General features: G+C 60.3%; 22 protein-coding genes. 16 read left to right on the top strand and 6 right to left on the bottom strand.

Translation table 11 applies throughout. The features are described 5' to 3' along the window. The first annotated feature begins 15 nt into the window (after positions 1-15). The 10 genes from MJO47_RS05275 to MJO47_RS05230 all read left to right on the top strand — a co-directional run bounded on the left by MJO47_RS05275 (position 16) and on the right by MJO47_RS05230 (position 7,411). Positions 16-303, top strand: coding sequence for a coiled coil domain-containing protein (locus MJO47_RS05275; protein WP_253960068.1), 288 nt, complete (start codon positions 16-18; stop codon positions 301-303). A 178-nt stretch (positions 304-481) separates the two neighbouring features. After that, complete coding sequence (locus MJO47_RS05270; protein ID WP_253960067.1) at positions 482-1,120, top strand: hypothetical protein; 639 nt, start codon at positions 482-484, stop codon at positions 1,118-1,120. A 179-nt stretch (positions 1,121-1,299) separates the two neighbouring features. After that, entirely contained in the window at positions 1,300-1,737 is a 438-nt protein-coding gene (locus tag MJO47_RS05265) for a transcriptional repressor (RefSeq protein ID WP_253960066.1), read from the top strand. A 135-nt stretch (positions 1,738-1,872) separates the two neighbouring features. After that, entirely contained in the window at positions 1,873-4,083 is a 2,211-nt protein-coding gene (gene katG / locus MJO47_RS05260; protein ID WP_253960065.1) for a catalase/peroxidase HPI, read from the top strand. Positions 4,084-4,198: 115 nt separating this feature from the next. Then, positions 4,199-4,522: a hypothetical protein gene (locus MJO47_RS05255; RefSeq protein WP_253960064.1), complete on the top strand. Its 324-nt coding sequence runs from the start codon at positions 4,199-4,201 to the stop codon at positions 4,520-4,522. Between the two features lie 149 nt (positions 4,523-4,671). Beyond that, complete coding sequence (locus tag MJO47_RS05250) at positions 4,672-5,100, top strand: Fur family transcriptional regulator (RefSeq protein WP_253960063.1); 429 nt, start codon at positions 4,672-4,674, stop codon at positions 5,098-5,100. Between the two features lie 58 nt (positions 5,101-5,158). Then, positions 5,159-5,659: a rubrerythrin family protein gene (locus tag MJO47_RS05245; RefSeq protein WP_253960062.1), complete on the top strand. Its 501-nt coding sequence runs from the start codon at positions 5,159-5,161 to the stop codon at positions 5,657-5,659. 77 nt (positions 5,660-5,736) lie between these two features. Beyond that, positions 5,737-6,405 (top strand): GNAT family N-acetyltransferase, encoded by a 669-nt coding sequence (locus MJO47_RS05240; RefSeq protein ID WP_253960061.1) that lies wholly within the window; start codon positions 5,737-5,739, stop codon positions 6,403-6,405. Positions 6,406-6,423: 18 nt separating this feature from the next. Continuing rightward, the gene (locus MJO47_RS05235; protein ID WP_253960060.1) at positions 6,424-6,837 is read left to right on the top strand and encodes a phosphate-starvation-inducible PsiE family protein; all 414 of its coding nucleotides are present in this window, start codon (positions 6,424-6,426) and stop codon (positions 6,835-6,837) included. A gap of 58 nt (positions 6,838-6,895) precedes the next feature. Next, positions 6,896-7,411 (top strand): lipocalin family protein, encoded by a 516-nt coding sequence (locus MJO47_RS05230; protein ID WP_371926644.1) that lies wholly within the window; start codon positions 6,896-6,898, stop codon positions 7,409-7,411. A gap of 26 nt (positions 7,412-7,437) precedes the next feature. Here MJO47_RS05230 and MJO47_RS05225 read toward each other — a convergent pair whose 3' ends face one another. From MJO47_RS05225 to MJO47_RS05210, 4 genes are all read right to left on the bottom strand, one after another. Beyond that, positions 7,438-10,266 carry a diguanylate cyclase domain-containing protein gene (locus MJO47_RS05225; RefSeq protein WP_253960058.1) on the bottom strand — a complete coding sequence of 943 codons (2,829 nt, stop codon included), beginning with the start codon at positions 10,264-10,266 and terminating at the stop codon, positions 7,438-7,440. A gap of 76 nt (positions 10,267-10,342) precedes the next feature. Beyond that, positions 10,343-11,212 (bottom strand): phosphate/phosphite/phosphonate ABC transporter substrate-binding protein, encoded by an 870-nt coding sequence (locus MJO47_RS05220; protein ID WP_253960057.1) that lies wholly within the window; start codon positions 11,210-11,212, stop codon positions 10,343-10,345. Between the two features lie 46 nt (positions 11,213-11,258). Beyond that, a complete protein-coding gene (locus MJO47_RS05215; RefSeq protein ID WP_253960056.1) occupies positions 11,259-12,371 on the bottom strand; it encodes a two-component system response regulator in 1,113 nt (370 codons plus the stop codon). Next, complete coding sequence (locus MJO47_RS05210) at positions 12,361-15,393, bottom strand: response regulator (RefSeq protein WP_253960055.1); 3,033 nt, start codon at positions 15,391-15,393, stop codon at positions 12,361-12,363. The genes MJO47_RS05215 and MJO47_RS05210 overlap by 11 nt, the downstream gene beginning before the upstream one ends. Before the next feature lie 211 nt (positions 15,394-15,604). Between MJO47_RS05210 and MJO47_RS05205 the strand changes: the two genes are divergently transcribed. From MJO47_RS05205 to MJO47_RS05180, 6 genes are all read left to right on the top strand, one after another. Continuing rightward, the gene (locus tag MJO47_RS05205) at positions 15,605-16,078 is read left to right on the top strand and encodes an SRPBCC family protein (protein ID WP_253960054.1); all 474 of its coding nucleotides are present in this window, start codon (positions 15,605-15,607) and stop codon (positions 16,076-16,078) included. Further along, a complete protein-coding gene (locus MJO47_RS05200) occupies positions 16,075-16,497 on the top strand; it encodes a copper resistance protein NlpE (RefSeq protein WP_253960053.1) in 423 nt (140 codons plus the stop codon). The genes MJO47_RS05205 and MJO47_RS05200 overlap by 4 nt, the downstream gene beginning before the upstream one ends. A gap of 131 nt (positions 16,498-16,628) precedes the next feature. Further along, positions 16,629-17,171 carry a YaeQ family protein gene (locus tag MJO47_RS05195; RefSeq protein WP_253960052.1) on the top strand — a complete coding sequence of 181 codons (543 nt, stop codon included), beginning with the start codon at positions 16,629-16,631 and terminating at the stop codon, positions 17,169-17,171. Beyond that, on the top strand, positions 17,171-17,638 hold the full coding sequence (locus MJO47_RS05190; protein WP_155874899.1) for a YaiI/YqxD family protein: 468 nt from the start codon (positions 17,171-17,173) through the stop codon (positions 17,636-17,638). The genes MJO47_RS05195 and MJO47_RS05190 overlap by 1 nt, the downstream gene beginning before the upstream one ends. Before the next feature lie 203 nt (positions 17,639-17,841). Further along, the gene (locus MJO47_RS05185; RefSeq protein WP_253960051.1) at positions 17,842-19,164 is read left to right on the top strand and encodes a hypothetical protein; all 1,323 of its coding nucleotides are present in this window, start codon (positions 17,842-17,844) and stop codon (positions 19,162-19,164) included. A 28-nt stretch (positions 19,165-19,192) separates the two neighbouring features. After that, positions 19,193-20,506: a hypothetical protein gene (locus MJO47_RS05180; RefSeq protein WP_253960050.1), complete on the top strand. Its 1,314-nt coding sequence runs from the start codon at positions 19,193-19,195 to the stop codon at positions 20,504-20,506. 5 nt (positions 20,507-20,511) lie between these two features. On the opposite strand, the gene MJO47_RS05175 is transcribed toward MJO47_RS05180, so the two are convergent. Continuing rightward, the gene (locus tag MJO47_RS05175; protein WP_253960049.1) at positions 20,512-21,600 is read right to left on the bottom strand and encodes a hypothetical protein; all 1,089 of its coding nucleotides are present in this window, start codon (positions 21,598-21,600) and stop codon (positions 20,512-20,514) included. Between the two features lie 15 nt (positions 21,601-21,615). Next, complete coding sequence (locus MJO47_RS05170) at positions 21,616-23,178, bottom strand: tetratricopeptide repeat protein (RefSeq protein ID WP_253960048.1); 1,563 nt, start codon at positions 23,176-23,178, stop codon at positions 21,616-21,618. Between the last annotated feature and the right edge of the window lie 97 nt (positions 23,179-23,275).

Genomic DNA, 23,275 nt, shown 5'->3' with positions numbered 1-23,275 from the left:
TTACAGGAGAAAGCTATGAGCAAAAAAGAAGCCTATGAAAAAAAACTCCAGGCCCAACTGGACGAGTGGGATGCTGAAATCAAAAAGCTCAAGGCCAAGGCTGACAAGGCGGGAGCGGATGCCCAAATCGAATATCACCAACAAATCGAGAAACTAGAGTCTATGCGGAAATCGGCTAATGCCAAGCTTACCGAACTCAAGAATGCTGGGGACGATGCTTGGGAAGATCTCAAGACGGGCATTGAAAGTGCCTGGGACTCCCTTGGTGAAGCACTGAAATCAGCTTCTTCGCGATTCAAATAAAATCATCGCTGCTTGTCGTCGCTTAATCAGGGGCATCTGTAAGGTGCGCCCTGATTAAGCAGCGGCAAGACACTCTTCACGCAAGCTTCCCCGGCAATGGCATTGACAGGTTCCCTTGGGGCATTAAGATTTACCAAGGTTGCATCTTTCAATCTCTTTTTCCGGCAGGAGGCCTCCCATGTGCAAAGTTTTTTTTCGAGTCGCTTTATCCGCCCTTTTTTTTCTCAGCATTGCGGCGGTCCAGCCCGCCCAGGTGCAGGCGTCTGACCTCTACACCTCGTCCCTTAACAATCTAGTTTTGTCCGGCAATACCCTGCTGACCAGCATGTCGCAGATCACCCTGACTCCTTTTACCATGCTCAGCCAGCTCACCGCCCTGGAGACCTCGGTCAACAGCTATCAGGACAGTGTCATGACTCTGTATGACACCATGGCCAACAACACGACCACCATAACCCTGGCCAGCGAATCGCTGATAGCCCTGCAGAATTTGGCCACCCTCAGCGCCTCGCTGACGACACAGCTGCTCGCCCTTTCGGAGGCGATCGCCCTGGTGGCGCCTGTCACCTCGCTGTCGGTATTGGAATCGTCGTTGATGACCATGCTGCGCCTTTCCGATGATATTGGCACCATGGCGAACCGTATTCTTGAAATGGCGGACAAGATTCTGCTGATGGCGGACAACATCGGCACCATGGCCGACCGCATTCTGGCGACGCAGATTATTCAGAGCGACAATCTGCAGATGATCGTGGATGCCAGTCTTACTACCCAGACAAATATTCTCACCCTGTTCTGCCTTTATCTGAAGTGCTGATGAGAACGGGAGGAGAGGCCTAGGTCCCTCCTCCCCCTTTTTATCTGTTTTCTTCTGAGGCTTAATCCTGGGGCGGCCGACCGGAACCATCCCCCGATTGACAAATCCCGACACATTCGCGATGATTCAGTATCAGTCTTTAGCTGATCTTCTTTTTCCCCTGTCCCCCTGGTGCCTCCGTGGATAAGTCGCAACAACGACTGGACGACATTCTCGAAAAACTCCGGAAGCGGGACTGTCGGATTACCCCGCAGCGTCTCGCCATTTTGCAGGTTTTTCTCCATACCGACCAGCACCCGAGCGTCGAGCAGGTCTACAATCAGGTCAGAACGCAATTTCCGACCACCAGCCTGGCTACGGTCTACAAAACCGTCACGCTGCTTAAAGAAATTGGCGAGATCCTTGAGATCGGTTTTGCCGACGGCCGCAGCCATTACGACGGCAACAAACCCTATCCCCACCCGCACCTGATCTGCACCCGCTGTCACCGCATCATCGATCCCGACATCAGCCTGCTGGACCAGCTGACGTCCGAGGTGGCCAAAGCCACTGGCTACCAGATCACTTCCCATCAGGTTGAACTTTTCGGCCTCTGCCCCGCCTGTCAGAAAAAGTAGCCGTCCGCAGCACCTCTTATCGAAAATCATTCTCTACAGATATTGACAAACCCATAAGGCCTGTTAGAAATAAATTGATTCTAACGGGTCTGATGATCCGGCGACGAAAAACTTATCAGCAGAAGGAGGATCTTCATGAGCGGAGAAAGCAAGTGCCCGGTGACGGGCAAATCGAGTCAGCAGGTTGCCGGTGGTGGCACCTCGAACCGGGACTGGTGGCCGAACCGGCTGAACCTGAACATCCTGCGCCAGCATTCCAACCTCTCCAACCCCATGGGTGAGGATTTCAATTACGCCGAAGCCTTCAAGAGCCTTGACCTCAAGGCCGTCAAAAAGGATCTCTGTGCCCTGATGACCGACTCCCAGGACTGGTGGCCGGCCGATTACGGCCACTACGGCGGGCTCATGATCCGCATGGCCTGGCACAGCGCCGGCACCTACCGCCTGGGAGACGGCCGCGGCGGGGCCGGCAGTGGCTCGCAGCGCCTGGCCCCCCTCAACAGCTGGCCGGACAATGTCAATCTTGACAAGGCACGTCGGTTGCTGTGGCCCATCAAGCAGAAATACGGCCGGAAGATCTCCTGGGCCGACCTGATGATTCTGGCCGGCAACTGCGCGCTGGAATCCATGGGCTTTAAAACCTTCGGCTTTGCCGGCGGCCGCGAAGATGTGTGGGAGCCGGAAGAGGATATCTACTGGGGCGCCGAAGAGGAGTGGCTGGCCACCAGCGACAAACCCAAGAGCCGCTACAGTGGCGAGCGGGATCTCGAAAACCCCCTGGCCGCCGTGCAGATGGGGCTGATCTACGTCAACCCGGAGGGACCGGACGGCAATCCCGACCCGGTCGCCTCGGGGAAAGACGTGCGGGAAACCTTCGCGCGCATGGCCATGAACGACGAAGAGACGGTCGCCCTCGTCGCCGGCGGGCACACCTTCGGCAAGTGCCACGGGGCCGGACCGGCCACCCATGTAGGGCCCGAACCCGAAGCCGCCCCCATTGAAGAGATGGGCCTTGGCTGGAAGAGCAGCTTTAAGAGCGGCAAGGGGCCCGACACCATCGGCAGCGGCATCGAGGGCGCCTGGAAACCCAAGCCGACCACCTGGGACATGGGCTACCTCAAGGTGCTGTTCAAGTACGAGTGGGAAAAAGTCAAAAGCCCGGCGGGAGCCTGGCAATGGCTGGCCAAGGACGTGGCGGAAGAGGACATGGTGGTGGACGCCTTCGACCCCACCAAAAAGCTGCGGCCCATGATGACCACGGCGGATCTTTCCCTGCGCTATGATCCCATTTACGAACCCATTGCGCGGCGCTATCTGGCCAACCCCGAAGAATTCGCCGACGCCTTCGCCCGCGCCTGGTTCAAGCTGACCCATCGCGACATGGGCCCCAAGGCACGGTATCTCGGCCCGGAAGTGCCGCAGGAAGATCTCCTCTGGCAGGACCCGGTACCTGCCGTCGACCACAAGCTGATCGAGGCAGCGGACATCACCGCCCTCAAGAGCAAAATTCTGGCGACGGGACTTTCGGTGGCGGAGCTGGTAACCACCGCCTGGGCCTCGGCCTCGACCTTCCGCGGCTCTGACAAGCGTGGCGGCGCCAACGGGGCGCGCATCCGCCTCGCCCCGCAGAAGGATTGGGAAGTCAACCAGCCGGCGCAACTGGCCAAAGTGCTCAAAGCCCTTGAAGGCGTTCAGCGGGAGTTCAACGGCGCCCAGGCCGGCGGCAAGAAGGTCTCCCTGGCCGACCTCATCGTTCTGGGCGGCTGTGCGGCCGTCGAGCAGGCCGCCAAAAAGGCCGGGGTCGAGGTAAGCGTGCCCTTCGCGCCAGGCCGCACCGATGCCTCCCAGGAGCAGACCGACATCGAGGCTTTTGCCGTCCTCGAACCAAAGGCGGACGGCTTCCGCAACTACCAGAAGAGGAAGTACAGCGTCAACGCCGAGGAACTGCTGGTGGATCGCGCCCAGCTGCTGACCCTGACCGCCCCCGAAATGGCGGTGCTCATCGGCGGCCTGCGGGTGCTTAACGCCAATTATGGGCAATCCCCCCGTGGCGTTTTCACCCAACAGCCCGAGACACTGACCAACGACTTCTTTGTGAACCTGCTCGACATGGGCACGGTCTGGAAACCCACGGCAGAGGATCAGGAGGTGTTCGAGGGGCGCGATCGCCAGAGCGGCGACCTTAAATGGACCGGCACCCGCATCGACCTTATCTTCGGCTCCAACTCGGAACTGCGGGCCCTCGCCGAAGTCTACGCCTGCGCCGACGCCCGGGAAAAGTTCGTCAACGACTTTGTTGCGGCCTGGAACAAAGTCATGAACCTGGATCGCTTCGACCTGGCCTGAGGATATTGTCAGGTCAGTCCCATGTTCTTATCGGGGGCACAGAAGGTATCCCCCTTCTGTGCCCCCACCCATCCACAACCCGTTATTTCCTTAGCCCGGTCGAAAGGATTGATCCTTGGTTAGCGTCTTCGCCATTTTCTGGATTGTGGCCGTTTTGCTGCTTGGCAGTTTTTTCCGGTTCATCACGGTCCATTTTCAGCTGTGGTTCTATCTCAAAAAGAATCACCCGGATTTTTTCAACCGGAACATCACCGGCATGGGCAAGAACCTCACCTGCTTCTGGAACGCCTATGACGGCTGCCTCACCCTGAACGACCCTTTTGTTGCTGATGCCAAGAAACAGCACGAAAGCCGCCTTAAACAGTTCGTGCTGGCCATTGTTTTGGCCATCGGCATCACCGGCCTCGGCATGGCTGTTCTGTATTTTTCAGGCCAGTAAAACACCCTGCCCCCCGTGAACGACATCTTTGTTTACCACCTTCTAACCGCTCCCCAAAGCGCCAGCTTCTTTTAGTCTTGACAATTTCCCCTTTATGGATAATTATTATCCACAACTAAAGCTTATCCCAAACAAAGGCAACCCCCTGTATGGACACGCGTCTTAACCTCATCATCGATTCCTTGCGTCAACGGGATTTTCGTGTCACGCCACAACGTTATGCGGTGCTGAAGCTTCTTTGCACCAGCAAGGCGCACCCAGGGCCAGGGGAGGTCTACGAACAGCTGCGCCAACAGTTTCCGACCCTCAGCCTGGCGACGGTCTACAAAACGGCGGCCCTGCTACGGGACATGGGAGAGCTGACCGAACTGCCCATGAAGGATGGAACAACGCGTTATGACGGCCGCAATCCGGCGCCACACCCTCATGTCATCTGCAATCGCTGCCTGAAGGTCATGGATTTTGACGCACCGCCGCTGGATTTCCTGCAACAGGAAGCCGCCAGCGCCACCGGCTTCCATATCGCCGGGTTCCGGCTCGATTTTTTCGGGCTCTGTCCCGATTGCCACAACAACTGATCATTTTCGACGGTGACCTTGCGGTCGCCCTATCACCACAAAAAGGAGAGAGAACAGAATGTCTACCAAAGAGAATCTTGCTGAAGCTTTTGCCGGAGAAAGTCAAGCCAACCGCAAATATCTGGCCTTCGCCAAACAGGCCGAGGCCGATGGCTACCCCCAGGTCGCCAAGCTCTTCCGGGCAGCGGCCCACGCGGAGACGATCCATGCCCATGCCCATCTGCGCGCCATGGGCGGCATCAAGAAGACCCTTGAGAATCTGCAGGAAGCCATCGACGGCGAAGGCTTCGAGTTTCAGAAAATGTACCCTCCTTACTTGGAAGAAGCCAAGCGCGCAGGGGACAAGGCAGCCGAAGTCAGCTTCCGCAACGCCCTGGCCGTGGAAGAGGTGCATTACGATCTGTACTCGGCAGCCCTGGCAGCCGTGAAAGGTGGCGGCGACCTGCCCGAGCGGGCGGTCTATGTCTGTGAGATCTGTGGCAACACGGTCTACGACGAGGCGCCCGACCGCTGCGAGGTCTGCAACGTGCCCAAAGAGCGCTTTTCTCTGATATCCTGATTACAACCGACGCAACGCCCCGAGCCCTTCAGCCGAAGGGCTCGGTTTTTTTGATGACAGCTGTCAGGTTAATGGTAATGGCAATGGACAAAGGGCAGAGCAAACAACAGGAAGCTGCCAGGGACGACGACTGGTGCGTTGTCCGGCTGGACGACAACGGCAACACCTTTACCGTGGCCGCGGGGCTTTCACGCCAGGGGGCGCAAAGGGTGGTCGCAGGCTATGAAGAAAAAGGCCACAAGCAGACCTACACATGCCGGCCTCAGGGCGACGGGATACGCCTCGCCCGGTGTCTGACAGGGGAGGATTTCAGCGCCGCCATCGGACTGACCAGGGCCTATTTGCAGTGGTTGGATATGGATCTGTCCTTTCAGAACGTCGAAGAAGAGCTCGAGCTGTCGCGCTTTTCGGCCATGTACGGCCCGCCCGCCGGGGTCTTCCTGCTGGCCTGGCAGGCTGGAGAACTGGCCGGCGGTGTGGGGCTGCGGCGGCTGTCGACGGAAATCTGCGAGATGAAGCGGCTCTTTGTCCACGAGCGCTTCAAAGGCCTGGGCATAGGACGACGCCTGTGCGAAAAACTTCTCGACGAGGCCAGAGTCCTGGGCTTTCAGCACATGCGGCTGGATACCCTGGCCCGCATGACCCCGGCGATAAGTCTTTACAAAAGTCTCGGTTTTGCGGATATTGAACCTTACTGCTTCAACCCGGACCCGACAGCGCGCTATATGGAGCGGTCCCTGCAATAGAGTCGCTAAGAGGCCACCATGTTTACCATCCTGAAGCAATACGAGCGGCTCATGATCAAGGCTCTCATGATCATGATGGCCATTGTGCTGGGTCTTGCCACGCTTGACCTGGGCTGGCTCATTATCAAGGACATCCTTGAACCTCCCCTCTTTCTGCTGAGCATCGAACAACTCCTGGAAATATTCGGTCTCTTTCTGCTGGTCCTCATCGGCATCGAACTGCTCGAAACCATCATCAAAACCTTCCAGACCCAGGGGCAGCCCCATTATGAGGTCGTGCTCTCCGTCGCCATCATCGCCATCGCCCGCAAAGTCATCATTCTGGACCTTCAAGAGGCAGACAGCTGGGTCATGCTGGGCATCGCCGCCATTATTCTGGCCCTGACCTCCGGCTATTTTCTGATGAAAAAGGGGCAGGCTTTTGACCGCTAGCCGGAAGGGAGACAGGAGCATGCACCGAGACGGCCATCCGTTGTCCCCGAAAAGGAGGCTGAGAACCTGGCTTGTCGCCTTCGTCGCCCTCTGTTTCGGCGGCTGCCTGGGTATGCCGGAACAGGTTCGCCCTGTACAGGGGTTTGACCTTGACCGCTATCTGGGAACCTGGTACGAAATCGCCCGACTGGATCACTCCTTCGAGCGGGGACTGGAACGGGTATCGGCCGAATACAGCCGGCGCGGGGATGGCGGGGTCCGGGTCATAAACCGGGGGTTTTCGCCAACGGAAAATCGCTGGAAGGAGGCGGAAGGCAAGGCTTATTTCGTGCGCGAGCCGAGCGAGGGTTATCTGAAGGTATCGTTTTTCGGCCCCTTTTACGGCTCGTACGTGATTTTTGAGCTTGACCGCGAAAATTACCAGTACGCCTTCGTCTGCGGCCCCGACACCTCGTATCTGTGGCTGCTGGCCCGAACCCCTCAGGTCGACGAGGAAGTGCAGAAGCGGTTTATCGCCTCAGCGGCCGCGCGAGGTTTTGACGTCGAGAACCTGATCTTTGTGAATCATCCCTAAATGCCCCGCCAACTTTGCCGCCAGGCTTATCCTTCCGCACCAGCAAACAGACGATAGCGGTTCTTGCCGGCCTGCTTGGCCTGGTACATGGCTTGATCGGCCTGAGCCATCAACTGGGTGGCTTCGACGGGGCCGGGCTGCGGATAGAAGGTGACGCCGAGAGAGCCGGATACCTGAACCTGGCTGCCCTGGATGTCAAAGGGGCGCGAGCAGCAGTCGAGCAGACGTTCGACGAGCGGCAGCACGGCATCCCTCTCCGGCAGGTCGCTCAGAACGGCAATGAATTCGTCACCGCCTATGCGGGACACGGTATCCACCTCACGCAGCACCTCTTGCATGCGGCCCGCCAGGGCTTTAAGCAGCTCATCCCCCTCGTCATGGCCGTAGTGATCATTCACCTCTTTGAAACCATCGAGATCGATGTACACGACGGCCAAATGCTGGCTGCGGCGCTTGACCTGCGCCATGGCCTGCTTTAAACGGTCGACCAGCAGGACGCGGTTGGGCAGGTGGGTCAGGGCGTCATAGTGCGCCAGGTATTCAAGCTGCTTTTGCTGCTGCCGGTGCGTGGTAATGTCCACGAAGGAGGAGACAATGGCGGGAACAGCGGCGCTGCTCTCCTTGGTGTCGTAGACCGGCTGGGTGTTGAGGCTGAGCCAGAGGATGTCGCCGGAGGACCTGCCGATACCTACCACTTCGTTGTAAATCGGCTGTTCATCCCGCAAGCAGCGTACGACAGGAGACTCGTCGGGGGGATAGGGACTGCCGTCGGATCGCAGGATCCTGGTGCCCAGTTCCAGCAGCATGCGGCCGCAGATCTTTTCGCGCGGTAGCCCCAAAAGGCGTATCGCCGAGGGATTGCACTCGACGATGCGGCCTTCGATATCCTGGACAACGATCCCTTCCGCCAACACCTCGACAACTGAACGGTGATATTCCTCGCTCTGCCGCAAGGCCATTTCGGCCCTTTTGCGCGCGGTGATCTCCAAATGGGTACCTGCCATCCACAGGGGTCGGCCCTCGGCGTCCCGGGAGATAATGCGGCCCCGGTCGAGAACCCAGATCCAGTGACCGTCCCGGTGCCTCATACGCGCCTCGCATTCGTAGTTCTCGACTTCGCCAGTGAAATGGCGCTGCAGAGCCTGCTCGGAGCGGGCCAGGTCGTCGGGATGGGTGAATCTTTCCCAGGTGGCGATGCTTATAGGACCGATTTCTTCCAGAGAGTAGCCGATCATCTGGGCCCAGCGTTCATTGAAGCGGGTCTCGCCCGTTTGCACGTTCCACTCCCAGGTGCCGGTGCCGGTCCCCCACAGAATATTGGCCAGACGCTGCCTTTCCTCCTGCAGCGCCTCCTGGGCTGTCCGCTTTTCGGTAATGTCCTGCCCCGAGTTCAGAGAGCCGAGAACACGTCCGTCTTCATCCCGCAGCAGAGCCACCTGCCAGGTCAGCAGACGCCGACTGCCATCGCGGCACTGCACCGGATTTTCATAGCCTTGTGCCCGGTCCGGTTCGATGGCGCCGTCAACCACCCTTTGGAAAAAAGGATAAATTTTCTCCATCCCCTCGGGTTGGGGCAGACAGGCTGCAAACCAGTTGCGGCCGAGGAGATCCTTTTCCTCATAGCCCAGCAGGGCACAGCCGAAGCGGTTGATCATGGTGATGCGCCCCTGTTTGTCCAGGGCCAGCATCAGGGTCTGCACCGTGTCCAGATAGTTCTGTGCCGTTTGGCGCTCAAGCTGCTGCTCGCGACAGGCCAGTTCGAGAGCCCGGTTGCTGCGTATGATCAAGATCAGCAGCAGCGTCGTCACCCCCAGGAAGGTCACGACAATCACAATGAGTATCTCGTATTTCGCCCAGATGTCGGCCCAGGTGAAGGCTGGCGCCTGGTCGTAGGGCGGCAGGCGCAGGGCGCGGGCCAACTCGTCAACCGGCGTATAATCGGCCGGCGGCGCGAACCCGCCAATGCCGGCGGCGATGGCGACAGGATGCGAGGCCTCGAGAGCCAGCAGGGCGGCAGCGACTTTTCTCACCTGCGCGCTGTCCACATGAGGCAGAGCGACAAACGGCCATTCGGGATAGAGTCGGGTAGAGATCCGGTAGGGGAAGCCGGGATGTTTCTGCGGATGAAGTACGCGCAGACGGCTTGGGTCGAGCGTGCCCTCAGCGGTCAATTGCTCAATGATGCCGGTGCGGATAAAACCAGCGTCAACCTCGCCGGACAACACTTTTTGCACAACGGCGTCATGACTTTGGGCCACAAGGACCGTAGCCTCTTCTGGAAGCTTGAGACCGGCCTGGAGCACCTCGAAAGCCTGAGTCTGATATCCGCCCAGAAACTTGGTGCCGGGAACCGCGAGGCGGTGCCGACGCAGATCGGTCAGCGAGACCACATCGGACCGCTCCCAACGGGTAATGATCACACCACCCAGATTGCTGGTGGGCACGCCGTCCTGAATGCTGATCAGGGTGGCCAGAGCACCGGTGAGAGAATTGCGGTTGCGCAATACCGTATAATGACTGGGGTTGGTGAAGAGCAGATCGATCTCGCCGGCGTCCAGGGCCGGCTCGAACTCTTCCATGGCGAGCACACGCAGCTCGACCGTGGCGTCTTTGAGCTGGGAAGTCAGATAATCGGCCAGGGGCTGGTAGGCCTGCTGGAGAAGGGGTTTGGGGCGATAGGCGAAGACGCCCAGGGTCAGGGTCTCTGTGGCCTGGGCCGCGGCGCCCAGACAGAGGGACACCAGCATCGCCAGCCAAAACCCCCATACCGTCTTTTTCAGAAAACCCGATCGCACCGACAACAGGTGCCCCCTTTCGGCCTTGTGAGAATCGTTCGTTCGTTTTTCAAGGCCCACAATCCCTCATATCCTGTCCGTCATTTCTTGACGAAGGCGGCAAAGTTTTTACCCGACCCATCCTGCAGAAACCCCCTCAAGGGGCAGACAATCGTTCTAGAATCTGGCGGGCCTGATCGTAGTCCGCATCGCTTACCGCCTTGAAATAGCGGCCGCTTTTCGCATCGGACGATTCAATGAAGAGTTCCCGAAGATTCTCGTCAATATAGGAGAGCTGACAGGAGAGCAGGAATTTTTTAATGACGGCCCGTTCAGCGGCCGGCAAACGCCCGTGGGCTGCAAACAGGGTGTGGGAAATTTCTCCCGATTGCCCGATACGTTTGAGGGACAGCCCGAATTGGGACTCAAAGGTTTTCAACGTGGAGGAGCTGGTGGCGCAGGCGTCGATATTGCCGATTTGCAGCTGTTGCAGACAGGCCAGGTGGTTGGAGAAGTTCTCAATCGTGACATCCTGGTCGGGCACCAGACCGTTATTCCGCAGTTCAGCCAGGGCCAGATAGGTCACCGAGCCAGTAACAGGTGGAGTGCCGACCACTCTTCCCTGCAGCTCGCCAATGGCGTTGATCGGCGAATCGATTTTGACCGAGAAGAGCGCGAACAGATTTTCCGATCGGGCGACCAGTGGTTCATATCCCTGTTTTTTCCCGAACCGGACATAATCGAAGGGGTGAATATGGACGATATCAAAGCTTTCTCTCTTGAGCTCGGCGATGAACTTCTCGTAGGAGCTGCTCAGGCGAAGCTTGATCGGCCGGCCCAACTGTTTGGAAAGGTCAGCGGCGATGGGCGCGAAGATTCTTTCCAGGTTGGCGACAGGCAAAAAGGGAAAAACACCCAGAACATACTCCTGTGGCTGCTCCGGAGTCTCCAGAGCCTGGGCGGGAACCTGTAGTAAAAGCACAACAAACAGGGCAACCGGCAGACGGTACCAGCGATTTAAGGACATGCGTATCTCCTCACCTGCTTTTATTTCAAGCCAAGCGCCGTAGGCTCTAGGGCGCCACAGCCGCATCGAGGGAATCCTCCCGACAGAACAGGCAAACCATGCGGACTTCTTCAGCCCGATCCAGAAACGCCTGCAGGACATAGGGGTCAAAGTGTTCCGGGCAGGTGCGGCCGTCTCCCTCACTTATCAGCCGAACCGCTTCTTCGTGGCTATAAGCCTGCTTGTAGACCCTTTCGCTGGTCAGGGCGTCGTAAACGTCGGCCAGGGCCATCAGGCGGCCGGAAATAGGGATTTCTTCGCCCTTCAGACCGTGATAGCCGCTACCGTCCCAGTTTTCATGATGGGTGTAGGCGATCTCCCCGGCAATACGCAGGAAAGAAGAGGCCGGCTGGTTGTGCATCCCCGCTTCGATGCGGCTGATGATCTCCCGCCCGAAGAGGGTGTGCTGTTTCATGCTATCCATTTCGGCCGGAGTCAAAGGCCCGGGTTTCTGCAGAACGATATCCGCCACCCCCACCTTGCCGATATCGTGCAGCGGCGCCGAGTTGAGCAGCAGGCGCAGGGTGTTGCGGTCAAAATACCCCTTGAAGCGCGGGTGATCCTTCAGGCCCTCGGCAATAAGCCGGACATACTCCTGGGTGCGGCGAATGTGCTCGCCCGTCTCGATATCGCGATACTCCGCCAAAATCCCCAAGCCGAAGATGGCGGCATCCTGGGTCAACAGCAGTTCGCGGGTGCGATCGGACACCATTTCTTCCAGGTGGTCGCGGTGAGTCTTGAGCTCGAGGTGATTGCGCAGGCGTGCCTTGACCAGGGAAGGAGCGAAGGGCTTGTGGATGTAGTCGACGGCACCGAGATCGAGACCCCGCTGCTCATCGAGATGATCGGACAGCCCGGTCAGAAAGATGACGGGAATGGCGGCGGTGCGGGGATCGGCCTTGAGACGACGACAGACTTCGTACCCGTCGAGGCCGGGCATCAGCACATCGAGCAGAATGATGTCGGGAAGGGGCTCCGTCGAGGCCAGCTTCAAGGCGCGTTCCCCGTTGTTGGCTACGACGATGGCATATACATCCTGCAGCAGATTCAGGAGCACCTGAATGTACTCGGGCGTATCGTCGACAATCAGCACCTTGTGTCGCCGTAAATTATCGCGCATGTCGCAACTCGATTCCTTCCTGCCGCAGTCCATCGATCAGCCGCGCCAGAATATCATGGGCCTGGTCGATATCAAAGACATCCAGACAGTCTTTCAGTTCCGTCAATTCTTGGCGGAGGCTCCCACCCGCCAGCCATTTTTCCAGAGCGTCGATGTGCCTCATGGCCCCGGGCAGATCGCTGTCCAGCAACATGTCGATTTCGCGGGCGGCCAGCAGACACAGACCTGCATCCGCCGATTCCCCGTCGTCCGTAACCCGACCGGGAGTAAGTTCCGGGCAACTGTCCAGCGCCTGTATCAGCACGGATAATTGTCCGGAAAACTCGTCTAGGGCGCCGGCGGGATCGTTCTGCGAATCTTTTAAGGCAGTTTCCAGGCGCCCGGCAGCCTGAGCCAAACCTTCGGCGCCGATGATGCCGCAGATTGACTTGAGACTATGGGCATAGCGGCGAGCGACCTCGTGCTCGCCCTTGTCAAGAGCCTGCCGAATCTCTTCGTCAGCCTGTCGCCGGGCGCGGGCAAAGTTACGCAGCAGTTCGAGATAAAAGTCGGGCTTGTTGTTGCTGTAGCGCAAGCCCTTGGCCAGATCGATTCCGGTCAGGCTCTCCGGCAGGCGGACGGCCGCCACGGAAACAGGCTCGGCACCCGTGTCAAGGGGTGGCGCGGCGGGCTGAATCCATTTGAGCAACACCGCCTTCAGTTGTTCGGGATCAATGGGCTTGGACAGATAGTCGTCCATACCGGCCTGCAGACAGCTCTCCCGATCGGAGGCCATGGCGTGGGCCGTCATGGCGACGATGGGGACATGGCTTCCTTCCGGCAGAAGTCGAAGCCGCCGGGTCGCTTCAAAACCATCCATGACCGGCATCTGGATATCCATGAAGACGAGGTCAGGCTTGAGCCCACCCAGAAGACTGACAGCCTCGGCGCCGTTCTCGGCGGTCGTTACCTGCAGGCCGAAAGAGGCCAGCAGCTCCATGGCCACCTGTCGGTTGAAGTCGTTGTCTTCAACCAGCAGGACCCGCCCCCCGTGCAGAGCGGCCAGGGCGGGCGCTTCCTTTTCTCCGGCCTGGCTGGTGGCGACAGACAGAGCGGCATGCTCGCCATTCTCCCGGCTCAAGGCGGCCATGATGCTGTCGAGCAGAACCGACGGGCTGGTCGGCTTGGTGATGTAGCCATCGAGCCCTTCGGCGGCCGCCCGGCGAATGGTGTCTTCGCAGCCATAGGCCGTGGCCATGATGATACGGGGTCGCTGACGGAGAGTGTGACTGCGGCGGATGCGACGGGCGGCTTCGAAACCATCCATCGCCGGCATAAGCCAGTCCATGATGACCAGGTGGTAGGGTTGGCCGCACAGCTCGGCCTCCTGCAGGGCCGCCATGGCCGCGTCGGCGCTGTCCACACTGGCCACTATAAAATCGAGGGCGACAAGCTGACTTTCGAAGATATCGCGGGCGGTGGGGTTGTCATCCACCACCAGGATACGTCGCCCCCGCAGACCGGAGGCCGAGGCCGCCAATGGACGCGGCGCCAGACGGCCAAGGCCAAGGCAGGCGGTAAAACTGAATTCACTCCCCTGACCGGGCACACTGCTGACAGAAAACTCCCCATCCATCATCTCCACCAGTTGCTTGCAGATCGCCAGCCCCAAGCCGGTACCGCCGTATTTGCGCGTGGTGGAGGCGTCGGCCTGCGTGAAGGGTCTGAAGAGCCGTGCCAGCATATCCTGGCTCATGCCGATGCCCGTATCGCGCACGGAAAAGCGCAGGCGCACCTGGTCGCCACTTTGTCGCAGCATCCGGGCCCGCAGCACAATTTCACCCTGTTCGGTGAACTTTGCCGCGTTATTGCACAGATTGACCAGCACCTGCCCCAACCGCAGGGAGTCCCCCTTGAGGGAGAAAGGAATGTCCGGATCGAGTTCCACCAGAAATTCGAGTCTCTTCTCGAGCATCTTGCCGGACACCAGCATGGCGACCTTGTCCAGCATCTCTTCCAGCAGAAACTCCTGGTTTTCCATCTCGAGGCGGCCGGCCTCGATTTTGGAAAAATCAAGTATGTCGTTGATGATTCCCAGCAGTGACTCGGCGGAAGAGTTGACCTTGCGCAGGTATTCGCGCTGGCGGGGGGAAAGCTCGGTCTTGAGCGCCAGGTGGGTCATGCCGAGAATGGCATTCATCGGCGTGCGGATTTCGTGCGACATGTTGGCCAGAAAACTCCCCTTGGCCACGTTGGCGATCTGTGCCGCATCCCGCGCTTTTTCCAGTTCATGGTTGGCCGATTCCAGCAGGTTGGTGCGCTCCTGCACCCGCTCTTCCAGGGTGGCATTGACGTTACGCAGCTCCTTGACCATCGTCTCCATCCGGCGGGCCATGGTGTTGAAGGCATCCCCCAATATCCCGATTTCATCACCGGAACTGCCCCCCAGGTCAACCTGCACCGACAGATCGCCCTGGGCCAGTTGGGTGGCGGCTTCCGTCAGGTGTACCAGGCGCCGGGTCAACAGAAAGCCGAGAGCCAGGCTGATGCCGACGACCAGACCGATACCCGCCAGGGCGATAAGCACGCTGGCCTTTAACACCCGTCGATGCTGAGTTTCAATCTCCGCATGGGAAAAAGTGGTTTCGACCGTACCGATCAGACCGGTCTCATTGCGAATGGCTCGCCGGGTTACCTGATTGAACTCATCGTTAACCTGTGAAGGCAGGCGTGATCCCAATTCGGCGGGAACGGTGCTGGAGACAATGACCCCTCGGGAATCGGCCACTCGAATCTCAATGATTTCCGGGTCCGCCTTCAGCTTTTCCAGATAGAGCTGCAGTACCTCGTACTCACCCTGCAGCAGAGCGCCGCGGGTCATATCCAACAGAAAGGCACTGAAGACTTCTTCCTTGGTTTCCAGCTGGCTATGGGACACCCGGTGGGACATGCTGATGCTCAGCCAGATTACCAGGGTCAGCAGCAGACCGGCCACCAGGGATATAATCAGGGCAAAACGGTATCGTAACGAATTAATCGGCATCCGTGAACCTTTGCGCCAGGGCGACCCGTGGCCGGTGAAAACTTCTTATTGACCATGCTCGGACGCCACCGGCGCCATCGCCATGGCAATCTGGTATGCTTATAAAACTCTGTGGTGGCTGACCTGGCAAAGGGAGTACCTGGCCGTCTGGTTCCATGGGCCAGCAACACCATGACCTTAAAAATTTTCCACAAAAGGGTTCCGCCACACCATGATTCACACTCTGACCACGCGCCAGACCGTGCCAGCCAGCCTCGAAGAAGTCTGGGACTTTTTTTCGCGGCCGGGCAACCTCAACCGCATCACCCCGCCGTCGATGCATTTTCGCATTCTGAGCGACGAGGAGCCGTCCACCTACGCGGGGCAGATCATCCGCTACAGCATCCGTATCCTGCCCTTCATCCGGGTCCGGTGGCTGACCGAAATCAAGCATGTGGTGCTCCTGTCCTCTTTTGTCGATGAGCAGCGACTTGGCCCCTACAAGCTCTGGTACCACCAGCACCAGTTCATCCCCGTCAAGGACGGCGTTGAAATTGTCGATACGGTTCACTACGCTATCGGTTATTCCCTTTTGGGCGACATGGTGCACCGTCTTTGGGTGCGCCGGCAGCTCGAGCATATTTTCAGCTACCGGCAGGAGGTGATCCGCCGGCTCTTTTCGGGCTGCGGGGAGGGACGTCCATGACAAGAAAGCTGATCAGAGTGCTCCTGGTGGCGTTGGCCCTGATGTCGACAAATTGCACATATCGTGCCTCAATTTCGGCAGACTATCCGGTCATAGACGAACATAACAGCCGCAACGCCCTCGACTGGGCCGGCACCTACGCCGGCGTGTTGCCCTGCGCCGATTGCGCCGGGCTGAAAACGACCCTCACCATCAGAGAGGATTCAAGCTACCTCCTCGAAACCCGCCATCTCGGCCAAGAAGACCATATATTTGTAGAACAGGGGACCTTCACCTGGCTGGAAGGCGGTAACATCATTCAGCTAAATGACGGCACCACGCACTATCAGGTCGGTGAAAACCGGCTCTTTCTGCTCGATCGCCGGGGACGACGTATTACCGGAGATCTGGCCGCACACTACATCCTGCATAAAGAATAGCGGTGTGCGAGTGCACAGGAATGTGTCATCCACCTTCCGAAAGTGCCACGCCCCGCCAGGCCAGTTGACAGTGGCGGCGACATTGCTCATACTCGCCCTTCGTTCATCCCCCCTCATCAAAGGATCCGCCCATGGCCCTGCCGGCCACGATCTATCGCGTCGTCATCGATCTTGCCGATCTTGACCGCGGCTGTTACGCCCGCCTTGAAACGACGGCAGCCCGTCACCCCTCCGAAACGGCGGAGCGGCTGGTGACCCGCCTGCTGGCCTACGCCCTCTGCTATCATGAGGAACTGGGCTTCACCAAGGGGATATGCGCCGGGGACGAGCCGGATCTGTGGAGCCGGGAGGCGGACGGCCGGGTGCTGGAGTGGATCGAGGTCGGCCTGCCCGACGCTGACCGCCTGCGCAAGGCGAGTCGCCACGCCGGGCGGGTGGTGCTGGTCGCCAGCGGCAGCGGCCTGCGGCGCTGGCTGGAGCAGCATCAGGCCAAACTGGCCTCCGTGCCCAACCTGACCATTCTCGCCCTCGACGCCGAATTTATCGGCCGCCTGGCCGCCAGCCTGGAGCGAGCCATCAACTGGTCCCTCACTGTCACCGAGGGGACGCTTTACCTGACCCGCGGCGGTGAAACCCTGGAGGCCCCGCTGCACCTCATTCAGGGGGAGCGATGATGACCATTTGGATCGATGCCGATGCCTGTCCGCGTCAGGCCCGCGAACTCGTCTTCAAGGCGGCGCAGCGCCTGCAGATCCCCGTCTGTCTGGTCGCCAACCAGCCGATGAGCCGGCATCACTCGCCGCTCATCACCTCGGTGCATGTGCACGACGGGTTTGACGCCGCCGACGACCACATCGCCGAGTCCGTCGCCCCCGGTGACCTGGTGATCAGCGCCGACATCCCCCTGGCCGCCCGTGTCGTCGCCGCCGGCGGCGAGGTCATCGATCCGCGCGGCGATCTGCTCGACCAAAACAACGTCGGCGAACGCCTCTCCCTGCGCGACCTGCTCGCCGACCTGCGCAACGACGGTGTCGTCTCCGGGGGCCCGGCCCCCTTCGGTCCCAACGATCGCAAACGCTTTGCCGCCACCCTCGATCGTACCCTCACCCGCCTGGCTCGGGCGGCCGCTGCCAAGGGCTGACGCCTTTCTCTCCCGTTGACCGCTAGAGCTTCCCTGTTTCAGTCTCCAGCAAAGAGATTCGTGGCATTTTTCCAAAAAAGAAATTATTCTCAACCTGTTGGCTTGTGACGGGCAAAAGCGTTTAAAGATGGGCGTTTGTCTGGTCCTGGCCTATTGAGGAGGTCTGCATTTTCTGCCATTTTTTCCTGGGGGAGGGAAAACCAATGATGGGATTTCAAACGCGGTGGATTTTTCTAATCGGTGCGGCGTTGCTGCTCAGCGGTTGCGGGTCGGTACGCTACACCTCATCACTTAAGTATTCAGGTGATCCGGCACAGACGATAGAAGACAGCCGCTTCCGAATCGTGGCCTTGTCCATGCCCTACGACACCAGCGATGCCGGGGTGTCATACCGCTTGAAGCCCTTGGCCGAGACCGGTCCTTTTGCCGAACGGGCCATACAACTTTACCCCGCCATCTTCTCCAACGACACCTCGGCGCTGCCCATCAAGGTGACCGTCAACGCCGATCCCGAAATCGGCGTCAAGGGTTCCGTGCTCACCGCCCTTACCCTGGGGCTCATCCCCTTTCCCAACCACGATAGGATGGATTTTGCCGTGACCGTGCAGGGGGATGGCGATAAAGCCCTCCACCCGACCGCGATTCCCGTGCAACGCGAGGATGTTTACTGGATGAGCCTCATTGGACCGCTCGGCGCCATTCCCATCGGGGGGCCGTCGGACCTGCCGCGAGATGGCATCTTCCTTTTCATCCCCCTGTCCAAGGACGCCTACAATACCAGCAAGCCCGTCGAGTTCAGCCGGGACTCGCTCATTGAAGCGACGGTTCAGGCGCTGCGCCAGGCCGATCCCGCCCGCCTGCGAGGGGCCTACCGGGATCGCGACGCCTCGACCCAGCAGGAGATCTACATCGAAGGCAAACCGCACTGGCTGGTACTCGCCCCTTACGTTCCCGAGGGGATGACGACCCAGTGGGCGGCCTCCGCCTACAGCGTGCGCGTTTATGATGAAAAAGCACGGGAAAAAAGCGCTCCGCTGCAGGAGATCATCGTGGCCCGACGTAACGAGAGGGGGGGGTGGCAGCCCGACTCGGGCTACCTGCACAGCGCCCGGGAGTTGACCGCTGTCAGCGCCCTGCTGGAGGATGGCCGGCCGGGCCGCATCCTGGTGCGCCCGGTGAGCGAACCGCCCCTGGAGGACTTCATCGAGCCGGCAGAGATGAACGCCGCGCACCTGCGCTGGAGCAACGGGATTCTCCTCGAGGCCAAGAACCGGTCGCTGCCGAGGATGCTGCAGGAGAAACCCCGGGAAGACCTGCTGGCCCTGGTGACCCGCATCGAAAAGGCGGCCCTGGAGCTCAACGAGCAGGCCGAGCGCGCCAAGGACCGGGCTCAGGCCATGGTGGAAAAAGGAGAAGGCGATCCGGCGCCGGATCGCGAGCTGGCCATCCTCTGCCGCCAGCGCCTCGATGTGCTGCGGCCGATTCTTGCCGCCCTGCAGCAGGAAATCGTCCGGCGTGGTCGTTAACATTCCATTTGTTTCAGGAGGTTGTCTTATGCGGCTTTTACATCACAGAATACCGGCCCTTTTGGCCACCGTCTGCCTGGTTTCCGGCTGCATGTCCGTTAGAACCGTCACCAGCCTCAAACCAGGGGAAAACACGACCAGCGCCAGTCTGGATGGCGTCAAGATTCACCTGGTGGATGCAACCTGGCAGGCCCAGGCGCAAAAAATCTATCCACTCATTTTTTCCGATGACATGACAGCTATCCCGGTGCAGCCTGGAATCAGCAGCAAAAGCCACAGCCCTGACAATCCTCTCAACTATCTTCTTGCCTTCACCCTCTTCGCCGTGCCGGGATATTTTACCACCACAACCGACACCGACGTATCGCCTTCACTGGTCACCAAAGAAGGGGAACAGCCATTGGACCCGGTAACCTTCCGCACCAAAAAGGCCGAATGGGCCACCCTGATCACCCCTATCGCCCTTTTGCCGGTACCGGGCCCCGCTGATGTGCGCTCTACAGGCATAGGGGCTGCGACATTATATGAATCCTCCTCGGAGCTACAGCAGAAGGCGACTGTCGAGGCGATCGTGCAGACCCTCCGGCAGGCCGATCAGACCCAGTTACAGCAGGCCGTGCGGGACCGAGCGGCGCGCCTCCAGCAGAACACCCTCGATGGCAGCCCGGTGTGGACCTTTCTCGGTTTTGAGGTGCCGATCACCCCGACAGAACAGGATCTGAAAACAGCCCGACGCCAACCTGCGGCCGCAACTACAGCGAACCCGGCCACGGCCGGTGACTCGGCCCAGGTCGCCAAGCTGTTCATCTTTCCGACCCGGCCGACGTGGAAATCGACGCCCCAGGAAAGTATTGTGGTGGCCAAACGTGAGGGGGACGGCGGCTGGAAGCCGGTGACCGGCTACCTGCGCAGTGCCAGGTCACTGACCTCGGCCAAAGTGCTGCTGGAGAATGGCGAGCCGGCCCGGGTCATCCTGAGTCCCGTCAGCGAACCGCCGGTGGAGGATTTCATCGACACGCCAGAGTTGTCGGGGAAGGGCGCCGCCGAGCTGTTGCGCTGGAGCAACAACATGCTGTTGGAGGCGAAGAACCGCTCCCTGCCGAAAACGCTGCGAGAGGGTAACCGGGACGATCTGCTCGAACTGGTAACCCGCATCGAGCGGGCGGCGCTGGAGCTCAACGAGCAGTCCGAGCGCGCCAAAGACCGCGCCCAGGCCATGGTGGAAAAGGGGGAAGGCGATCCGGCACCGGATCGCGAGCTGGCCATCCTCTGCCGTCAGCGCCTCGATGTGCTGCGGCCGATCCTTGGCGCCCTGCAGCAGGAGATCGCCCTCAGGCGCTAAAAGGCCTAGAATCCACCGGACAGCATACTGTCGGTACCTTTTTCGACCAGAAAACCTTTTAAAAAGCCGAAGGCATAGGTCTTGGCCTGGTCGGCGGCCAGCTCTTCCCCACGCAGAAGCCGGACGCCGACCTCCATTTCCTCCGCCAGCTTGGCTTCCGGCGCTTTGCGACTGACACTGTCGAGAGAATCAAGCACGCGCCAGGACTTCTCCGACCGGGCGGAAGCGGCGGCGGCTGTCAGGGTTTCCGGCTCCATGGCGGCAAGGAGTTCCCCAGTCCAGTCCCGCACCTCACCGATATGCTCCACGGCCTGGCGAGCGTTTTCCCAGCGGTCGGGCAGCGCCTCAAAAATGGCGTCCTTGACAGAGGACCAGGCGGCCTCGTGGGCGGACTCGGCCCCCTTGAGGATGTCTTCCTGCAGGGCGGAGGTGGTGGTGGTCAAAGCCGGCATCCGGCTGGCCATGGACGGCAGGGGAGCATCGGGCGCCCCCGTCCCGAGGATCGGAACCACGCCACCGATGCCGCTGCCGTCGAGGGCCACGGCATCCCCCCCGTTATAGGCACTTCCGGGCACACTGAAAAAATCGCTCAAAGCCTCGGACGACTCCTTATCCCGCTGATCCCAGGCCGTACGCAGGCGGCTCGCTCGCTGAGCCCGCTCTTGGCGGGCCTGCAGGATCTGCTGCTGTTGTTCCCATTCGGCCTGGGCCCGCGCCTTCTCGGCTTCCGCCGTCGAAGTGGACGGCGGCGCGAAGACCAGGGAAATCAGTTGCTGCATGACCATGCCGGTGACATAGGCCGACAGCTCCGCGTTGGGATTGTTCTTCGGTCGGGACGGCGGACGAGAGGCGGGTCGGGAACTGGATGAAGAACTGCTGCTGGAGCTGAAGCTGCAGACCGGTTCCGAGGTCGAAGACGGACAATAACAATCCCCCCTTTTGACCACGCCGCTCATGATCCAGGAGTCGATGGTGCCGCGGCAGTCAATCTGATAGGTCGCTTCGGGAATGGCCCCGGCCCACCCCGAACTGCTGAAAAATCCCCCACAGCCGAGGATACCCGCCAGTGCGATCGCGATGGTTTTACATTTCATGGCAACGGCCTCTCGTTAGGGAAGGAATTCGTCCCGCACCTGCTGGCCAAGGGCGGGATCGAGGCGAACCAGTTCGGCCAGGTCTTTACGGGCAGCCTGTTTCTGGCCCAGGGCAACATAGCAGCGCACCCGCAGAGCATAGGCCTGGGCGCTCTCCGGTGATTGGGCAATAGTCTGACTCGCCGCCTCCAGCGCCTCAGCCGTCTGTCCCATCGCCAGCAGGGCCTGGCCATGAACCACCTGGGCCCAGGAAAGCTGCGGCGCCAGGTACAGGGCACGTCGGGCCGAGGCCAGGGCCTGGGTGCTCTGACTGCGGGCCAGTTGCACCTCGGCCAGCACCAGATGGGCCGTAGCGACAGCGGAATCGAGGGTCAGAGCATTGGCAGCGTTTTCTTCGGCCCGGTCCAGATCGTGCTGGCGCAGCCAGGCCAGACCGCGCAGGGCATAGCCGAGGGCCAGCGGCTCCCGGCGCAGCACGGCGGTGCAATCGTCTACGGCCGCCGCATACTGCTGCATGGCGATCTGCAGGGTGGCCCGTTCAAGCCGCAACAGATCGTCATCGGGCGCCAGGCGCACCGCCTCATCGCAGGCCTGCAGCGCTGCGGCCGTTCTTCCCAGATTATTCAACGCCTGGGAGTAAAAGCGATAGCCCTGAGCCTCAGCCGGAAATGCGGCGATCATGGCCTGGGCCCGCGGTTCCAGGCCGGGCCAGGCCTCCAGGGCCTCGGCCGCGCGGCAGGTGACCAGATGGGCGCTCAGACTTTGAGCACCGAGGGCAAGGGCCGTGTCGGCATCGTCCGCAGCCCGCGCCCACATCCCCGCCCGGGCCAGAACTTCCGCGCGGGCGACATAGGGCGCCGCGACCTCGGGACGCTGCAGGATGGCCTGGGTGAGGTCGTGACTGGCCGCCGCCAGATCCCCTTTGGCCGCATAGGCCCGGCCGCGATGAAAGGACGTCTCGGCGCTGGCCGCCCGGAGAGCCAGGCTGCGGCTCAACAGGTCGATGGCCGCCTCCCAGCGGCCCTGTTCGACGGCGATACGTCCTCGGTTGAGTAGAACGAGAGAATCGTTGGGGCGTAGCGCTTCGGCCCGGGCAAAAGCCGTATCGGCGGCGCGCCAATTCTCCTGTTCCCGGTGGATGACGCCTTGCAGCAAGACCGCGTCGGCCAGATCCGGCCTGCGGGCTGCAGCCCGGTCGGCGTCGGCGAGACCTGTCTGGTAATCTCCCGCCAGCACCTCGACCCAGGCTTTTTCCAGCCAGAACTCCGCCCGCTCACCAAACAACTTCAGCTTTTCTCGGGCCAGGCTTCGAGCCGGCTCCAGGTGCCCCAGCATGCGCAGAGCCCGCATCTTGTAGACCACGGGTTCAACCGCGCCCGGCGACCGCCGCATATCTTCGTCGGCCGCGGCCAAGAGTGCCAGCCACTGCCCCTCGCGGCTCAGTTCATCCAGTTGCGCCAGCGCAGCGGGGCTTATGGCCTCGGCGGAAACCTCCTGCCAGGCTCCATCCGCCAAGGATCCCGCCGCCAGCAAGCCCATCAATAAAAGGGTCCGCCACACCCCGAAACGTCTTTTCATGCCTAACTCCCTCCAAGGGATTCAAGAGTCCAATTCAGGCCGAATTATAGTCCCGTTTTCCACGCAAAAACAAGCTGTTCGAGCAATGCTGAGAAAA

Source organism: Desulfuromonas sp. KJ2020, assembly GCF_024197615.1.
Lineage (GTDB): Bacteria > Desulfobacterota > Desulfuromonadia > Desulfuromonadales > SZUA-540 > SZUA-540.
The sequence above is the reverse complement of the archived record's forward strand: the minus strand, read 5'-3'. Positions and strand labels throughout refer to the sequence as shown.

What these genes read in the sequence shown, in the direction of transcription:
- MJO47_RS05275 (WP_253960068.1), top strand. Translation starts at nt 16, where the DNA reads ATGAGCAAAAAAGAAGCCTATGAAAAAAAACTCCAGGCCCAACTGGAC.
- MJO47_RS05270 (WP_253960067.1), top strand. Translation starts at nt 482, where the DNA reads ATGTGCAAAGTTTTTTTTCGAGTCGCTTTATCCGCCCTTTTTTTTCTC.
- katG (WP_253960065.1), top strand. Translation starts at nt 1,873, where the DNA reads ATGAGCGGAGAAAGCAAGTGCCCGGTGACGGGCAAATCGAGTCAGCAG.
- MJO47_RS05250 (WP_253960063.1), top strand. Translation starts at nt 4,672, where the DNA reads ATGGACACGCGTCTTAACCTCATCATCGATTCCTTGCGTCAACGGGAT.
- MJO47_RS05245 (WP_253960062.1), top strand. Translation starts at nt 5,159, where the DNA reads ATGTCTACCAAAGAGAATCTTGCTGAAGCTTTTGCCGGAGAAAGTCAA.
- MJO47_RS05240 (WP_253960061.1), top strand. Translation starts at nt 5,737, where the DNA reads ATGGCAATGGACAAAGGGCAGAGCAAACAACAGGAAGCTGCCAGGGAC.
- MJO47_RS05235 (WP_253960060.1), top strand. Translation starts at nt 6,424, where the DNA reads ATGTTTACCATCCTGAAGCAATACGAGCGGCTCATGATCAAGGCTCTC.
- MJO47_RS05220 (WP_253960057.1), bottom strand. Translation starts at nt 11,212, where the DNA reads ATGTCCTTAAATCGCTGGTACCGTCTGCCGGTTGCCCTGTTTGTTGTG.
- MJO47_RS05215 (WP_253960056.1), bottom strand. Translation starts at nt 12,371, where the DNA reads ATGCGCGATAATTTACGGCGACACAAGGTGCTGATTGTCGACGATACG.
- MJO47_RS05210 (WP_253960055.1), bottom strand. Translation starts at nt 15,393, where the DNA reads ATGCCGATTAATTCGTTACGATACCGTTTTGCCCTGATTATATCCCTG.
- MJO47_RS05205 (WP_253960054.1), top strand. Translation starts at nt 15,605, where the DNA reads ATGATTCACACTCTGACCACGCGCCAGACCGTGCCAGCCAGCCTCGAA.
- MJO47_RS05200 (WP_253960053.1), top strand. Translation starts at nt 16,075, where the DNA reads ATGACAAGAAAGCTGATCAGAGTGCTCCTGGTGGCGTTGGCCCTGATG.
- MJO47_RS05195 (WP_253960052.1), top strand. Translation starts at nt 16,629, where the DNA reads ATGGCCCTGCCGGCCACGATCTATCGCGTCGTCATCGATCTTGCCGAT.
- MJO47_RS05190 (WP_155874899.1), top strand. Translation starts at nt 17,171, where the DNA reads ATGACCATTTGGATCGATGCCGATGCCTGTCCGCGTCAGGCCCGCGAA.
- MJO47_RS05185 (WP_253960051.1), top strand. Translation starts at nt 17,842, where the DNA reads ATGATGGGATTTCAAACGCGGTGGATTTTTCTAATCGGTGCGGCGTTG.
- MJO47_RS05180 (WP_253960050.1), top strand. Translation starts at nt 19,193, where the DNA reads ATGCGGCTTTTACATCACAGAATACCGGCCCTTTTGGCCACCGTCTGC.
- MJO47_RS05175 (WP_253960049.1), bottom strand. Translation starts at nt 21,600, where the DNA reads ATGAAATGTAAAACCATCGCGATCGCACTGGCGGGTATCCTCGGCTGT.
- MJO47_RS05170 (WP_253960048.1), bottom strand. Translation starts at nt 23,178, where the DNA reads ATGAAAAGACGTTTCGGGGTGTGGCGGACCCTTTTATTGATGGGCTTG.